Source organism: Enterobacter sp. BIDMC 30 (assembly GCF_000534355.1).
GTDB classification, from domain to species: Bacteria; Pseudomonadota; Gammaproteobacteria; order Enterobacterales; family Enterobacteriaceae; genus Enterobacter; species Enterobacter ludwigii.
The window spans coordinates 245655-260744 of the sequence record NZ_KI973169.1; the positions used below are offsets into that span (position 1 = coordinate 245655).

The 15090-nt window shown below is 53.5% G+C and carries 15 protein-coding genes; 1 reads left to right on the forward strand and 14 read right to left on the reverse strand.

Going from position 1 to position 15090, the window contains the following annotated elements; translation table 11 throughout:
- Window positions 1–84: 84 nt before the first annotated feature.
- Complete coding sequence (yieH, locus tag L466_RS21035) at window positions 85–750, forward strand: 6-phosphogluconate phosphatase (RefSeq protein ID WP_032680051.1); 666 nt, start codon at window positions 85–87, stop codon at window positions 748–750.
- An 85-nt stretch (window positions 751–835) separates the two neighbouring features.
- Here the strand turns inward: yieH and phoU are convergent, their stop codons facing one another.
- From phoU to atpE, 14 genes are all read right to left on the reverse strand, one after another.
- Window positions 836–1561, reverse strand: a complete 726-nt coding sequence (gene phoU, locus L466_RS21030) for a phosphate signaling complex protein PhoU (RefSeq protein ID WP_008500182.1) — start codon at window positions 1559–1561, stop codon at window positions 836–838.
- A 14-nt stretch (window positions 1562–1575) separates the two neighbouring features.
- Entirely contained in the window at window positions 1576–2349 is a 774-nt protein-coding gene (gene pstB, locus L466_RS21025) for a phosphate ABC transporter ATP-binding protein PstB (protein ID WP_014172291.1), read from the reverse strand.
- Window positions 2350–2396: 47 nt separating this feature from the next.
- Window positions 2397–3287, reverse strand: coding sequence for a phosphate ABC transporter permease PstA (gene pstA / locus L466_RS21020; RefSeq protein ID WP_014172289.1), 891 nt, complete (start codon window positions 3285–3287; stop codon window positions 2397–2399).
- Window positions 3287–4246, reverse strand: coding sequence for a phosphate ABC transporter permease PstC (gene pstC / locus L466_RS21015; protein ID WP_014172288.1), 960 nt, complete (start codon window positions 4244–4246; stop codon window positions 3287–3289). The genes pstA and pstC overlap by 1 nt, the downstream gene beginning before the upstream one ends.
- Window positions 4247–4326: 80 nt before the next feature.
- Entirely contained in the window at window positions 4327–5367 is a 1041-nt protein-coding gene (gene pstS, locus L466_RS21010) for a phosphate ABC transporter substrate-binding protein PstS (protein ID WP_014172287.1), read from the reverse strand.
- A 321-nt stretch (window positions 5368–5688) separates the two neighbouring features.
- Window positions 5689–7518, reverse strand: a complete 1830-nt coding sequence (gene glmS / locus L466_RS21005; RefSeq protein ID WP_020882762.1) for a glutamine--fructose-6-phosphate transaminase (isomerizing) — start codon at window positions 7516–7518, stop codon at window positions 5689–5691.
- A 228-nt stretch (window positions 7519–7746) separates the two neighbouring features.
- On the reverse strand, window positions 7747–9117 hold the full coding sequence (glmU, locus tag L466_RS21000; RefSeq protein WP_032679280.1) for a bifunctional UDP-N-acetylglucosamine diphosphorylase/glucosamine-1-phosphate N-acetyltransferase GlmU: 1371 nt from the start codon (window positions 9115–9117) through the stop codon (window positions 7747–7749).
- A 305-nt stretch (window positions 9118–9422) separates the two neighbouring features.
- The gene (locus L466_RS20995; protein ID WP_006177560.1) at window positions 9423–9842 is read right to left on the reverse strand and encodes a F0F1 ATP synthase subunit epsilon; all 420 of its coding nucleotides are present in this window, start codon (window positions 9840–9842) and stop codon (window positions 9423–9425) included.
- A 20-nt stretch (window positions 9843–9862) separates the two neighbouring features.
- Window positions 9863–11245 (reverse strand): F0F1 ATP synthase subunit beta, encoded by a 1383-nt coding sequence (gene atpD, locus L466_RS20990; RefSeq protein ID WP_006177559.1) that lies wholly within the window; start codon window positions 11243–11245, stop codon window positions 9863–9865.
- Window positions 11246–11276: 31 nt separating this feature from the next.
- Window positions 11277–12140, reverse strand: coding sequence for a F0F1 ATP synthase subunit gamma (atpG, locus tag L466_RS20985; protein WP_020882764.1), 864 nt, complete (start codon window positions 12138–12140; stop codon window positions 11277–11279).
- Between the two features lie 51 nt (window positions 12141–12191).
- Window positions 12192–13733, reverse strand: coding sequence for a F0F1 ATP synthase subunit alpha (gene atpA, locus L466_RS20980; protein ID WP_006808751.1), 1542 nt, complete (start codon window positions 13731–13733; stop codon window positions 12192–12194).
- A 12-nt stretch (window positions 13734–13745) separates the two neighbouring features.
- Window positions 13746–14279: a F0F1 ATP synthase subunit delta gene (gene atpH, locus L466_RS20975; protein ID WP_014172281.1), complete on the reverse strand. Its 534-nt coding sequence runs from the start codon at window positions 14277–14279 to the stop codon at window positions 13746–13748.
- Window positions 14280–14293: 14 nt separating this feature from the next.
- Complete coding sequence (gene atpF / locus L466_RS20970) at window positions 14294–14764, reverse strand: F0F1 ATP synthase subunit B (RefSeq protein WP_003862370.1); 471 nt, start codon at window positions 14762–14764, stop codon at window positions 14294–14296.
- 48 nt (window positions 14765–14812) lie between these two features.
- A complete protein-coding gene (atpE, locus tag L466_RS20965; protein WP_000429386.1) occupies window positions 14813–15052 on the reverse strand; it encodes a F0F1 ATP synthase subunit C in 240 nt (79 codons plus the stop codon).
- Window positions 15053–15090 lie beyond the last annotated feature (38 nt).

A 15090-nucleotide genomic window follows, 5' to 3' on the forward strand; every position in this document is an offset into this window, starting at 1 on the left:
TTTCATTGATTTTGCTTATACGGCAACGATTGCGTCTCATTAAACTGCCGTACGTAAACGTTAAACTTGTAAAAAGGGAAAGGCATGTTCGGAATTGAAGCGGTATTTTTCGACTGCGACGGTACGCTGGTCGACAGTGAGGTCATTTGTTCCCGCGCGTATGTGACCATGTTCAGGGAATTTGGCATTACGCTGGATCTCGAAGAGGTGTTTAAACGCTTTAAAGGTGTGAAGCTCTACGAGATCATCGACATCATTAACGAAGAGCACGGTGTGGATCTGGCGAAAGCAGATCTGGAGCCGGTCTACCGCGCCGAGGTCGCACGCCTCTTCGACTCCGAACTGGAGGTCATTGCCGGGGCGAATGCGCTTCTGGATGCGATGACGGTGCCCATCTGCGTGGTCTCGAACGGTCCGGTCAGCAAAATGCAGCACTCGCTGGGTAAGCTTGAAATGTTGCACCACTTCCCGGAAAAACTGTTCAGCGGCTACGATATCCAGCGCTGGAAGCCAGACCCGGCGTTGATGTTCCATGCAGCAAAAGCGATGAACGTAAACGTGGCGAACTGCATTCTGGTGGATGACTCTTCTGCGGGAGCGCAGTCGGGAATTGATGCGGGTATGGAGGTGTTTTACTTTTGCGCCGATCCGCACAACAAACCGATCGATCATCCAAAAGTGACGACCTTCACCGATCTGGCGCAGCTGCCAGAATTGTGGAAGGCTCGCGGGTGGAATATTACTCGCTGAAAAAAAGCCGGATAGCGCTGACGCTTATCCGGCCTATAGCGCTCGCAGGCCCGGTAAGCGCAGCAGCACCGGGCATATTAGCGCATCACTCTTTCGGATCTTTACCCGCCAGCAGCTTGTCCAGCTCATCGCCGCCAACGTGACGGAAATCCTGTCCTTTCACGAAGTAGAAGATGTATTCGCAAATGTTCTGGCAACGGTCACCGATACGCTCGATTGAGCGCGCGCAGAACAGCGCGGTCAGGACGCTTGGGATCGTACGGGAGTCTTCCATCATGTAGGTCATCAGCTGACGCACGATGCCTTCATACTCCTGGTCGACCTTCTTGTCTTCACGGTAGATACGTACCGCTTCGTCCAGATCCATTCGCGCAAAGGCATCCAGTACGTCATGCAGCATCTGCACGGTATGACGACCCAGCGACTCGAGGCTCACCAGCAGTGGCTGGTGCTGCTGAGAGAATTTCTCCAGCGCGGTGCGGCAGATTTTATCTGCAACGTCACCAATACGCTCCAGCTCGGCGATGGTTTTGATGATCGCCATAACCAGACGCAGGTCGCTCGCCGTTGGCTGACGCTTGGCGATAATACGCACGCAGGCTTCATCAATGGCGACTTCCATCATATTGACGTTTTTATCACCTTCGATAACGCGCTTCGCCAGCTCGCTGTCCTGGTTGTGCATCGCGGTAATGGCATCGGAAAGCTGCTGCTCAACCATGCCACCCATGGTCATCACCTGAGTGCGAATACTTTCCAGCTCTGCGTTGAACTGGCCTGAAATGTGTTTGTTAAGATTGAGATTGTCCATAGCGCGCTCCTGAATCAACCGTAACGACCGGTGATATAGTCTTCTGTTTGCTTTTTAGCGGGCTTGGTGAACAGATCGTCCGTATTACTGAACTCAATCAACTCGCCCAGGTACATAAACGCCGTGTAATCGGAACAACGCGCAGCCTGCTGCATGTTGTGGGTCACGATAACCACGGTGTAATCCTGCTTCAGCTCGGTGATCAACTCTTCAATACGGCCGGTTGAGATCGGGTCCAGAGCTGAACACGGCTCATCCAGCAACAACACTTCCGGGCGAATGGCGATACCACGCGCAATGCACAGACGCTGCTGCTGACCACCGGAGAGAGAGTAACCGCTCTGGTGCAACTTATCTTTGGTTTCGTTCCATAATGCGGCCTTGGTCAAAGCCCACTGAACGCGCTCATCCATATCCGTACGGGAGAGCTTTTCAAACAGACGTACGCCAAAGGCAATGTTGTCGTAGATGGACATCGGGAACGGCGTCGGTTTCTGGAACACCATCCCGACTTTTGCACGCAGCAGGGCGATATCCTGGCTGTTGGTCAGAATGTTATCGCCGTCCAGGATGATTTCACCTTCGGCACGCTGCTCCGGATAGAGCGAATACATTTTGTTAAAGGTACGCAGCAGCGTGGATTTACCACAGCCAGACGGACCGATAAATGCCGTGACCTGGTTCCTGGCGATATCCAGGTTGATGTTCTTCAGGGCATGGAATTTGCCGTAGTAGAAGTTCAAATCACGAACCTGAATCTTACCCGGGGCAGTATCAACCATACTCATTGACTCATTTCCTCATTCGGCGCCGCGATCTGCCGCGCCGTAAAAATTTAACCGTGTTTCTGCTTCGCGAAAATGACGCGCGCCAGAATGTTCAGCAACAGTACGCAAAGGGTAATGATCAGCACCCCGGCCCAGGCCAGCTGCTGCCATTCCGCGAATGGGCTCATCGCAAATTTAAAAATCGTCACCGGCAGGTTGGCGATCGGCTGCATCATGTCCGTACTCCAGAACTGGTTGGAGAGGGCAGTAAACAGCAGCGGCGCCGTTTCGCCTGCAATACGGGCAATGGCCAGCAGGATACCGGTCATGATCCCGGAGACGGAGGCTTTTAGCGTAATCGCGGAGATCATTTTCCACTTCGGCGTGCCCAGCGCGTAAGCCGCTTCACGCAGGCTATCCGGCACCAGTTTCAGCATGTTCTCGGTGGTACGAATGACGATAGGTACCTGCAGCAGCGCCAGCGCAATCACGCCGGCCCAGCCGGAGAAGTGTTCCATCTGTGCCACCACAATGGTGTAAACAAACAGACCGACCACGATAGACGGCGCAGACAGCAGGATGTCGTTAATGAAACGAATCACCTCTGCCAGCCAGGATTTACGCCCGTACTCCGCCAGATAAATCCCCGCCATAATGCCAAGCGGTGTACCAACTACCGTCGCCCAGAGGATCAGCAAACCGCTTCCCGCCAGGGCATTCGCCAGGCCGCCACCCGCCGTATTTGGCGGCGGCGTCATCTCGGTGAACAGTGACAGCGACATCCCGTCGATGCCGCGCACAACGGTCGAGAACAGGATCCAGACCAGCCAGAACAGACCGAACGCCATCGTTGCCATTGAGAGCGTCAACGCAACGCGGTTTTTGAAACGACGCTTCGCCTGCATTTTGCGACGGGATTCCGCCAGCGCAGTGGTGCTTTGCATTTCGAGAGTTGCCATTAGCGTGCCCCCTCATTTTTTGCGAGACGCAGGATCATCAGCTTGGAGATCGCCAGCACAATGAAGGTAATCACAAACAGGATCAGGCCCAGTTCCATCAGCGCCGCGACGTGCAGCCCGGATTCCGCTTCGGCAAATTCATTCGCCAGTGCGGAAGTAATACTGTTACCCGGCATGTAGAGGGAGGCGCTGTCGAGCTGGTAGGTGTTACCGATAATAAAGGTCACCGCCATGGTTTCACCCAAAGCACGGCCTAAACCCAGCATGACGCCGCCAATCACCCCATTTTTGGTGAACGGAAGGACGATGCGCCAGATAACTTCCCAGGTGGTGCAGCCGATGCCGTAGGCCGACTCTTTCATCATCACCGGGGTTTGTTCGAAGACATCGCGCATTACCGCCGCAATGTACGGAATAATCATAATGGCGAGGATCACCCCCGCAGCCAGAATACCGATACCGAAAGCCGGGCCAGAGAACAGGGTGCCGACAAACGGAATGGCGGAGAGAACATTACCCACCGGTTCCTGGAAGTACGTTGCGAACAGGGGAGCAAAGATAAACAGGCCCCACATGCCGTACACGATACTTGGAATAGCGGCCAGCAGTTCAATGGCGATACCCAGTGGACGACGCAGCCAGCCCGGCGCCAGTTCCGTCAGGAACAGGGCAATACCAAAGCTCACCGGCACCGCAATCAGCAGAGCGATAAACGACGTCACCAGCGTGCCGTAAATCGGCACCAGCGCACCGTAGATATCGTTCGGCGCATCCCACTCTTTGGTCCACAGGAAGGAGAAACCGAATTTCTGGATGCTCGGCCAGGAGGAGAAAATCAGGGACACGATAATGCCGCCCAGCAGCAATAGCACAATCAGCGCAGCCAGTTTGACCAGCGCGCTGAAAATCATGTCACCTTTTTTACCCGGAGGGTTAAATGCAGGCTTTGTTGCAGCCATAAATCACTCTTCTGTTAAACGCGTTTACGAAATCGGCGGGTAGCGCGAGCGCCACCCGCCATTTTCGTCAGAATACTAAATTAATACAATGCTTTACCGCTGCTGTCTTTCACGTTGGTTTTCCATGCAGCGCGAATCTGCTCAACCACGTTGTCCGGCAGGGTGGCGTAATCCAGCGCGTTAGCCTGTTTGCCGCCGTTTTTGTACGCCCAGTCAAAGAACTTCAACACTTCAGCGCCCTGCTCAGGTTTCTTCTGCTCTTTGTGAACCAGAATGAAGGTGGTAGAGGTGATTGGCCACGCACCGTCGCCTTTCTGGTTAGTCAGATCCTGAGCGAAGGATTTGCTCCAGTCAGCGCCTTTTGCAGCGTTAGCAAAGTTCTCTTCAGTCGGGCTGACTGGCTTGCCATCGGCAGAAACCAGTTTGGTGTAGGACAGGTTATTCTGCTTAGCGTACGCATACTCTACATAGCCGATAGAACCAGGCAGACGCTGTACGAACGCGGCGATACCGTCGTTGCCTTTACCACCCAGACCGGTTGGCCAGTTAACGGTAGAGCCGGAACCGACTTTAGATTTCCACTCTTCGTTCACTTTCGCCAGGTAGCTGGTGAAAACGAAAGAGGTACCGGAACCATCTGCACGACGAACCACTGCGATGTTCTGCGAAGGCAGTTTGACACCCGGGTTCAGTTTGGTGATGGCTTCGTCATCCCATTTTTTGATTTTACCGAGGTAGATGTCACCCAGGGTTTTGCCGTCCAGGACCAGCTCGCCTGATTTCAGGCCTGGAATGTTAACGGCCAGCACAACACCACCGATAACGGTCGGGAACTGGAACAGGCCTTCCTGCGCCAGTTTGTCATCAGACAGTGGAGCGTCTGATGCGCCGAAATCAACGGTATTCGCGGTAATTTGTTTTACGCCACCGGAGGAGCCGATACCCTGATAGTTAACCTTGTTACCGGTTTCTTTCTGGTAGGTATCCGCCCATTTGGCATACACCGGCGCAGGGAAGGTTGCACCAGCGCCAGTCAGGCTTGCTTCTGCAAATACAGAGAACGCGCTCAGAGATAAGGTCGCGGCGACAACAGTTGCGACAGTGGTACGCATAACTTTCATAATGTCTCCTGCAAGATTTTCGTAAATCGTTGTTTAGTGGCTACGATGAGCAAAATAGGACAAACAGGTGACAGATAAATGTACGAATTATGACAGTTTTATGACAATGAAAATTTAGCTTAAATATCAGTAAAAATTCATTTAATTATCATCTAGTTAACCACTTACATGACAGCAAGTTTTCAGAAATATTTTCTTTATGTGACACTGAAAAAAGTAGCTGAAGATGACAGATTGTCATAAATAAAAATGCGGATGGGTTGATTAAAAACAAACCAGGAAGGGTAAAAAAGCTCCACCCGAAGGTGGAGCCTGAGGGGATTATTCTACGGTGACCGATTTCGCCAGGTTACGTGGCTGGTCAACGTCAGTGCCTTTGATCAGCGCGACGTGATAGGCCAGCAACTGCAGCGGAACGGTGTAGAAGATAGGGGCAATCACCTCTTCCACATGCGGCATCTCGATGATGTGCATATTGTCGCTGCTCGCAAAGCCGGCGTCTTTATCGGCGAAGACGTACAGTACACCACCGCGGGCGCGGACTTCTTCGATATTGGACTTCAGTTTTTCCAGCAGTTCGTTGTTAGGTGCCACAACGATGACCGGCATGTCTGCGTCAATCAGCGCCAGCGGGCCGTGTTTCAGCTCGCCTGCTGCGTAAGCTTCCGCGTGGATGTAGGAGATCTCTTTCAGCTTCAACGCGCCTTCCAGCGCAATTGGATACTGATCGCCACGGCCGAGGAACAGGGCGTGATGTTTGTCAGAGAAATCTTCCGCCAGCGCTTCAATGCGTTTGTCCTGAGACAGCATCTGCTCAATACGGCTTGGCAGCGCCTGCAGGCCATGAACGATGTCATGCTCAACAGCCGCATCCTGCCCTTTCAGACGCGCCAGTTTCGCCACCAGCATCAGCAGAACGGTCAGTTGAGTGGTAAACGCTTTGGTGGAGGCCACGCCGATTTCCGTACCTGCGTTGGTCATCAGCGCCAGATCGGATTCACGAACCAGCGAAGAACCCGGCACGTTACAGATGGCCAGAGAGCCCAGATAGCCCAGCTCTTTAGAGAGACGCAGCGCCGCCAGGGTGTCCGCCGTTTCGCCAGACTGGGAAAGGGTGATCATCAGGCTATTACGACGCACCGCGGATTTGCGGTAGCGGAATTCTGAAGCGATTTCGACGTCACACGGAACACCGGCCAGGGATTCAAACCAGTAGCGGGAGACCATACCGGAGTTGTAGGAGGTACCGCAGGCCACGATCTGAATATGCTCAACCTTACCGAGCAGCTCATTGGCGTTGGCGCCCAGTTCGCTCAGGTCCACCTCGCCGTGGCTGATGCGCCCGGTCAGGGTGTTTTTGATGGCGTTCGGCTGCTCGTAAATTTCTTTCTGCATGTAGTGACGGTAAGCGCCTTTGTCGCCTGCGTCGTACTGCAGATTGGATTCGATCTCCGGGCGTTTCACCTGCTCGCCTTTGGTATCGAATACCGTCACGTTGCGACGCGTCACTTCCGCGATATCACCCTCTTCCAGGAAGATAAAGCGACGGGTAACCGGCAGAAGTGCCAGCTGGTCAGAGGCGATAAAGTTCTCGCCCATGCCCAGACCGATAACCATTGGGCTACCGGAACGTGCGGCCAGCAGCGTGGACGGATCGCGTGAATCCATGATTACCGTACCGTATGCACCGCGCAGCTGAGGGATCGCGCGCAGCACCGCTTCACGCAGTGTACCGCCCTGCTCCAGCTCCCAGTGAACCAGGTGAGCAATAACTTCGGTGTCGGTTTCAGAGACGAAGGTATAGCCGCGCGCTTTAAGTTCTTCGCGCAGCGGTTCGTGGTTTTCGATAATGCCGTTATGCACGACCACGATGTGTTCGGACACATGCGGGTGCGCATTGCCTTCAGACGGTTCGCCGTGGGTCGCCCAGCGGGTGTGCGCAATACCCGTGCCACCGTGCAGCGGATGATCTTCCGCAGCCTGGGCCAGCATCTGCACTTTACCGAGACGACGCAGACGGGTCATATGCCCTTCTGCATCCACAACTGCCAGACCGGCAGAGTCGTAACCACGGTATTCCAGACGACGTAAACCTTCGAGAAGGATTTCAGCAATATCACGCTGCGCAACTGCGCCAACAATTCCACACATAGTTTAATTTCCTGATTATGGCGTTATGCCATGCGTTGTCGCTGACCTGTATTTGCCCTTTCCGGGCACCCCGAGCCTTGTAGAGAGTGGGGTTATTGTTATACGTACTGCCTTTGGGGGGAGGATTATGTTATCCCCTCACCCCATCCCTCTCCCCAGAGGGGCGAGGGCAAAAAACACCGCACCGAACGAACTCTCTCCTCGCGGGAGAGAGCAGGGTGCAGGTCGTTACTTTTTCTTCACCGGGCGTTTCCAGCCCTGCTTGTGAACCTGCGGCACGCGGCTCAGCACCAGCTCATTGTCGGCAACATCGCGCGTCACGGTCGTCCCGGCGGCAATGGTTACCCCGTTCCCGACCGTCACCGGTGCCACCAGCTGTGTATCAGAACCGACAAACACATCATCACCGATGATGGTTTTAAACTTGTTGGCACCGTCATAGTTGCAGGTGATTGTTCCTGCACCAATGTTCACGTTATCGCCAATTTCTGCATCGCCCAGGTAGGTTAAATGGCCGGCTTTGGAACCTTTGCCCAGACGCGCTTTTTTCATCTCAACGAAGTTGCCAACATGGGCGCCTTCGAGCAATTCAGCGCCAGGGCGCAGACGTGCGAACGGCCCAATGGTGCATGCCGCGTCCAGATGTGCATCTTCAACCACGCTGTACGGGCTAATGTCGCAGTCATCACCGATGACGCTGTTTTTGATAACACAACCGGCACCAATTTTGACGCGGTGGCCAAGCGTGACGTTGCCTTCAAGGATAACGTTAGTATCGATTTCAACGTCGCGCCCGTGAGATAAGGTCCCGCGCAGATCGAAACGCGCCGGGTCGCGCAGCATAACGCCTGCCAGGAGCAGTTTTTCAGCCTGTTCGGACTGATAAACGCGTTCCAGACGGGAAAGCTGAAGGCGGTTATTCACCCCTTCGGTTTCGCTAATGCGTGCCGGATGAACCGCCGCAATCTCACGCCCTTCCTGATAGGCCATCGCGATGATGTCGGTGATGTAGTACTCACCCTGCGCATTGTTGTTGTTGAGCTTCGACAGCCAGCGCTTCAGGTCCGCGCCATTGGCAATCAGGATACCGGTGTTGATCTCCTGAATCTGACGTTGTGCGTCGCTGGCATCTTTATGCTCAACGATACCCGTTACATTACCGTTTTCGCGGGTAATGCGGCCATAGCCGGTCGGATCGTCAAGCACGACGGTTAACAACCCGATACCACCCTGCGGTTTAGCTTCACGCAGGCGGGCAAGGGTGTCGACAGAGATCAGCGGGACGTCGCCATAAAGCATCAGAATATCTTCGTCATCTGCAAAGAACGGGGCGGCCTGCTGCATGGCGTGTCCGGTCCCCAACTGTTCTGCCTGAAGCACCCAGTTGAGTTTGTCATCGTTCAGCGTCTTTTTAAGCAGATCGCCGCCGTGACCATAGACCAGATGGACCTGACGGGCACCCAGTTCATTAGCGGCATCAATGACATGCTGCACCATCGGCTTTCCTGCCAGCGTGTGCAGTACCTTTGGAAGATCGGAATACATGCGGGTACCTTTACCGGCGGCAAGGATGACCACGCTCATTGTATTGTTCAACATACGCGTCCTGACTGTAATTTGAGTAAGAAGTTAAACCCGTTGACGTTGAAAATTCTACATATTTTGCGTCATAAAATGGAATGGCGTTAAAACGTTCAACATCAGCCAATAATGGCTATTTGAGGCGATTTTTAGGGGCAGAGTAAACCCCTTTTTCTCTGGAAAATAGCCTTCTCGCGATAAGTCGCTAGCACACACAATAGCTTAGCTATTCTTTTGGATCATGAATAAAGATCGGTGTGATACGAAACCATAAAAAAAGCCAGCCTGGAAACCAGACTGGCTTTGTGCTTTTCAAGCCGGTGTTACATCGCTTTTTTGGTCAACTCGATAACGCGCAGTTTCGCGATCGCTTTGGCCAGCTCCGCAGACGCCTGAGCGTAATCCACGTCACCATGAGAGCTGCTAATGTGCTCTTCAGCCTTACGCTTCGATTCCAGGGCTCGTGCTTCGTCGAGATCCTGGCCACGAATAGCGGTATCGGCCAGAACGGTCACGCTGCCAGGCTGCACTTCAAGAATGCCGCCGGACAGATAGATAAACTCTTCATGACCGAACTGTTTAACGATGCGGATCATACCAGGCTTAATGGCGGTGAGCAGCGGTGCGTGACCCGGGAAAATACCCAGTTCACCTTCACTACCCGTTACCTGGATTTTCTCGACCAGACCAGAGAACATTTGTTGCTCTGCGCTGACGACGTCCAGGTGGTAAGTCATTGCCATATCACCCTCCGATTAAGGCGTTAAAGTTTTTTGGCTTTTTCCACGGCTTCGTCGATGGAACCAACCATGTAGAACGCCTGCTCCGGCAGGTGATCGTATTCGCCTTCCATGATGCCTTTAAAGCCACGGATGGTGTCTTTCAGGGAAACGTATTTACCCGGAGAACCGGTGAATACTTCCGCAACGAAGAACGGCTGGGACAGGAAGCGCTGGATCTTACGCGCACGTGCTACCACCAGTTTGTCTTCTTCAGACAGCTCATCCATACCCAGGATGGCGATGATGTCTTTCAGTTCCTGGTAACGCTGCAGCAGGGACTGTACGCCACGCGCGGTGTCGTAGTGTTCCTGACCCACAACCAGTGGATCCAGCTGACGGCTGGTGGAGTCCAGCGGGTCAACGGCCGGGTAGATACCCAGAGACGCGATCTGACGGCTCAGTACCACGGTTGCGTCAAGGTGCGCAAAGGTGGTGGCTGGGGATGGGTCAGTCAAGTCATCCGCAGGTACGTATACCGCCTGAACGGAGGTGATAGAACCGGTTTTGGTAGAGGTGATACGTTCCTGAAGAACACCCATCTCTTCCGCCAGCGTCGGCTGATAACCTACCGCTGAAGGCATACGACCCAGCAGTGCAGATACTTCAGTACCGGCCAGGGTGTAACGATAGATGTTATCAACGAACAGCAGAACGTCACGGCCTTCGTCACGGAACTTCTCAGCCATAGTCAGGCCAGTCAGCGCAACGCGCAGACGGTTTCCTGGTGGCTCGTTCATCTGACCGTAAACCAGGGATACTTTGTCCAGAACGTTGGAGTCGGTCATTTCGTGGTAGAAGTCGTTACCCTCACGAGTACGTTCACCTACGCCCGCAAATACGGAGTAACCGGAGTGCTCGATCGCGATGTTACGGATCAGCTCCATCATGTTTACGGTTTTACCTACACCCGCACCACCGAACAGACCAACTTTACCGCCCTTCGCAAACGGACACATCAGGTCGATAACTTTGATGCCGGTTTCCAGCAGTTCCTGAGAGCTGGACAGCTCTTCGTAGGAAGGTGCTGCGCGGTGGATAGCCCAACGCTCTTCTTCACCGATGTCGCCTTTCATGTCGATTGGTTGACCCAATACGTTCATGATACGACCCAGTGTTGCTTTACCTACCGGGACTTCGATCGGGTGCTCAAGGTCTTTAACTTCCAGACCACGACGCAGACCGTCGGAAGAACCCATCGCGATGGTACGCACGATACCGCCGCCGAGCTGCTGCTGAACTTCCAGCACCAGGCTCTCGTTACCATTCTGTACCTCAAGCGCGTCGTACACGCGTGGTACGGCGTCCTGAGGGAACTCGACGTCCACCACGGCGCCGATTACCTGGACAATCTTTCCAGTAGCCATCTTGAATCCTCTACGTAATTCGTAAACCTGGTTAAACCGCGGCGGCCCCCGAGACGATCTCGGTGAGTTCCTGAGTAATGCTGGCCTGACGAGCTTTGTTGTAAACCAACTGCAGCTCTTTAATCAGGCTGCCGCCATTATCGGTCGCGGCTTTCATCGCCACCATTCGTGCGGCCTGCTCGCTGGCCAGGTTTTCTACAACGCCCTGATAAACCTGAGATTCAACGTAACGACGCAGCAGGGTATCCAACAGCGGTTTCGGATCGGGTTCATACAGGTAATCCCAGGATTTTTGCTTCAGCTCGTCATCTTCTGATGCCGGTAAAGGCAGCATCTGAGTGAGCGTTGGAACCTGAGACATGGTGTTAATAAATTTGTTGCTGACAACGTACAGTCTGTCCAGACGGCCTTCATCGTAAGCCTGCAACATCACTTTAACCGGGCCGATCAGCTCGGACAGGGAAGGGTTATCACCCATACCCGTCACCTGAGCGACAATGTTGCCACCAACGGAGTTAAAGAAAGAGACGCCTTTAGAGCCGATCATTGCGATATCGCACTGAACGCCTTTTTCAGACCATGCTTTCATATCCGCCAGCAGTTTTTTGAACAGGTTAATGTTCAAGCCGCCACACAGACCACGGTCGGTCGACACCACCAGGTAGCCCACGCGCTTAACGTCGCGTTCTTCCAGGTAAGGGTGCTTATATTCCAGATTACCGTTTGCAAGGTGACCAATCACTTTGCGCATGGTTTCTGCATAAGGACGGCTGGCCGCCATGCGATCCTGCGATTTACGCATTTTGGAAGCGGCGACCATCTCCATCGCTTTAGTGATCTTTTGCGTGTTCTGGACGCTTGCGATCTTACTACGTATCTCTTTTGCGCCGGCCATGAGCTTCTCCTCAATGCCAGGCGGCTTGTCCTGAGACAAGCCGCCGGACGATTACCAGGATTGGGTTGCTTTGAAGGAATCGAGGATAGCTTTCAGCTTGCCTTCGATTTCGTCGTTATAGCCACCGGTCTGGTTGATCTCTTGCATCAGCGGAGCGTGATCACGGTCGACGTAAGCCAGCAGAGCGGCTTCGAAGCTACCGATTTTCGCCAGTTCCACATCTTCGAGGTAACCGCGTTCAGCCGCGAACAGAACCAGGCCCTGCTGAGCAACAGACATTGGTGCGTACTGTTTTTGCTTCAGCAGCTCGGTCACTTTCTGACCGTGGCTCAGTTGTTTACGGGTTGCTTCGTCCAGATCGGATGCGAACTGAGAGAACGCAGCCAGTTCACGATACTGTGCCAGCGCGGTACGAATACCACCGGACAGTTTCTTGATGATCTTGGTCTGAGCAGCACCACCCACACGGGATACGGAGATACCCGGGTTAACTGCCGGACGAATACCGGAGTTAAACAGGTTGGTTTCCAGGAAGATCTGACCATCGGTAATGGAGATTACGTTGGTCGGAACGAACGCAGAAACGTCACCCGCCTGGGTTTCAATGATTGGCAGCGCGGTCAGAGAGCCGGTTTTACCCTTCACTTCACCTTTGGTGAAGTTCTCGACGTATTCCGCGTTAACGCGGGAAGCACGCTCCAGCAGACGAGAGTGGAGGTAGAATACGTCGCCAGGGAACGCTTCACGTCCAGGTGGACGACGGAGCAGCAGGGAAACCTGACGATATGCAACGGCCTGTTTAGACAGGTCATCGTATACGATCAGCGCATCTTCACCGCGGTCACGGAAGTATTCGCCCATTGCGCAACCGGCGTATGGTGCCAGGTATTGCAGTGCAGCAGATTCAGAAGCGGTCGCCACAACAACGATGGTGTTAGACAGCGCGCCGTGCTCTTCCAGTTTACGAACCACGTTAGAAATGGTGGACGCTTTCTGGCCGATAGCCACGTACACACATTTGATGCCGGAGTCACGCTGGTTGATGATGGCGTCGATAGCCATCGCGGTTTTACCGGTCTGACGGTCACCGATGATCAATTCACGCTGGCCACGACCGATTGGAATCATGGCATCAACGGACTTATAACCAGTCTGCACTGGCTGATCAACGGACTGACGGTCGATAACGCCTGGTGCGATAACTTCGATTGGGGAGAAGCCATCGTGCTCAACCGGACCTTTACCGTCGATTGGCGCACCCAGGGTGTTAACAACGCGACCCAGCAGGCCACGGCCAACCGGCACTTCCAGAATACGGCCAGTACACTTAACCTTCATGCCTTCGGCGAGGTCAGCGTATGGACCCATCACAACTGCACCTACGGAGTCGCGCTCCAGGTTCAGTGCGATAGCGTAACGGTTACCCGGCAGGGAAATCATCTCACCCTGCATACAATCGGCCAGGCCGTGGATGCGGATAACACCGTCACTTACAGAAACAATAGTACCTTCGTTGTGAGCTTCGCTCACAACACTGAACTGAGCAATGCGCTGCTTGATCAGTTCGCTGATTTCGGTGGAATTCAGTTGCATGCTCCAGTCCCCTTAAGACTGCAAGACGTCTGCAAGGCGTTCAAGACGGCCGCGTACGCTGCCATCAATGACCATATCACCCGAACGGATGATTACGCCTGCCATTACAGACTTATCGATTTTGCAATTCAGCTTAACTTTGCGTGACAGACGTTTTTCCATCGCGGCGGTAATTTTCGCAAGCTGTTCATCACTCAGTTCAGTCGCAGAAGTCACTTCGACTTCAGCGGTAGCTTCACTAAGGGCACGTAAGTGCTCAAACTGCTCGAGAACATCCGGGAGCACACGGAGACGACCATTTTCTGCCATTACCTTAATCAGGTTCTGACCATTGGCATCCAGTTGCTCTCCGCACACGGCGATAAACGACGCGGCGAGAGTTTCAGGCGCTAACGCACCAGAAAGCAACTCGGCCATTTGTTCGTTTTTCGTCACCTCAGCGGCAAACGCCAGCATATCCTGCCAGCGATCGACATTTTGGTGTTCGACAGCAAAGTCAAAAGCTGCTTTGGCGTAGGGGCGAGCTACCGTAACAAATTCAGACATCAGCCCCTCCCTCCTTACAGTTCAGCGACAAGTTTGTCCACGATGTCGCTGTTAGCAGCTTCATCCACGGAACGTTCGATGATCTTCTCGGCGCCAGCAACAGCCAGAATCGCAACCTGCTTACGCAGTTCTTCGCGAGCACGTTTACGCTCAGCTTCAATTTCAGCCTGAGCTTGTGTCACGATCTTAGTACGTTCCTGTTCTGCTTCAGCTTTGGCTTCGTCCAGGATCTGCGAACGGCGTTTGTTAGCCTGTTCGATGATAACCTGAGCTTCCGCTTTCGCTTTTTTCAGCTGGTCTGTCGCGTTGGCCTGTGCAAGGTCCAAATCTTTCTTAGCGCGTTCTGCAGAAGCCAGACCGTCAGCAATTTCTTTCTGACGTTTTTCGATGGCAGCCATTAAAGGCGGCCATACATACTTCATGCAGAACCAGACAAAGAGAATAAACGCGATGGCCTGGCCGAGGATTGTTGCGTTCATGTTCACAGCACAATACCTCTTTAATATCTGTGGCTTAGGGTTTTAAAACTACTACTACGCGACAGCAAACATCACGTACAGACCCAGACCTACAGCGATCATTGGGATAGCATCCACCAGACCCATAACGATAAAGAACTGAGTACGCAGCAGAGGAATCAGATCAGGTTGACGCGCTGCGCCTTCCAGGAATTTGCCCCCGAGGATGCCGATACCGATCGCAGCACCGATAGCCGCCAGACCCATCATCACAGCGGCAGCCATGTACAGCAGATCCATATTCAGGTTTTCCATGACAGTCTCCAGTTTGTTTCAATTAAAACGTAGTAGTG

What these genes read in the sequence shown, in the direction of transcription:
- yieH (WP_032680051.1), top strand. Translation starts at nt 85, where the DNA reads ATGTTCGGAATTGAAGCGGTATTTTTCGACTGCGACGGTACGCTGGTC.
- phoU (WP_008500182.1), bottom strand. Translation starts at nt 1,561, where the DNA reads ATGGACAATCTCAATCTTAACAAACACATTTCAGGCCAGTTCAACGCA.
- pstB (WP_014172291.1), bottom strand. Translation starts at nt 2,349, where the DNA reads ATGAGTATGGTTGATACTGCCCCGGGTAAGATTCAGGTTCGTGATTTG.
- pstA (WP_014172289.1), bottom strand. Translation starts at nt 3,287, where the DNA reads ATGGCAACTCTCGAAATGCAAAGCACCACTGCGCTGGCGGAATCCCGT.
- pstC (WP_014172288.1), bottom strand. Translation starts at nt 4,246, where the DNA reads ATGGCTGCAACAAAGCCTGCATTTAACCCTCCGGGTAAAAAAGGTGAC.
- pstS (WP_014172287.1), bottom strand. Translation starts at nt 5,367, where the DNA reads ATGAAAGTTATGCGTACCACTGTCGCAACTGTTGTCGCCGCGACCTTA.
- glmS (WP_020882762.1), bottom strand. Translation starts at nt 7,518, where the DNA reads ATGTGTGGAATTGTTGGCGCAGTTGCGCAGCGTGATATTGCTGAAATC.
- glmU (WP_032679280.1), bottom strand. Translation starts at nt 9,117, where the DNA reads ATGTTGAACAATACAATGAGCGTGGTCATCCTTGCCGCCGGTAAAGGT.
- L466_RS20995 (WP_006177560.1), bottom strand. Translation starts at nt 9,842, where the DNA reads ATGGCAATGACTTACCACCTGGACGTCGTCAGCGCAGAGCAACAAATG.
- atpD (WP_006177559.1), bottom strand. Translation starts at nt 11,245, where the DNA reads ATGGCTACTGGAAAGATTGTCCAGGTAATCGGCGCCGTGGTGGACGTC.
- atpG (WP_020882764.1), bottom strand. Translation starts at nt 12,140, where the DNA reads ATGGCCGGCGCAAAAGAGATACGTAGTAAGATCGCAAGCGTCCAGAAC.
- atpA (WP_006808751.1), bottom strand. Translation starts at nt 13,733, where the DNA reads ATGCAACTGAATTCCACCGAAATCAGCGAACTGATCAAGCAGCGCATT.
- atpH (WP_014172281.1), bottom strand. Translation starts at nt 14,279, where the DNA reads ATGTCTGAATTTGTTACGGTAGCTCGCCCCTACGCCAAAGCAGCTTTT.
- atpE (WP_000429386.1), bottom strand. Translation starts at nt 15,052, where the DNA reads ATGGAAAACCTGAATATGGATCTGCTGTACATGGCTGCCGCTGTGATG.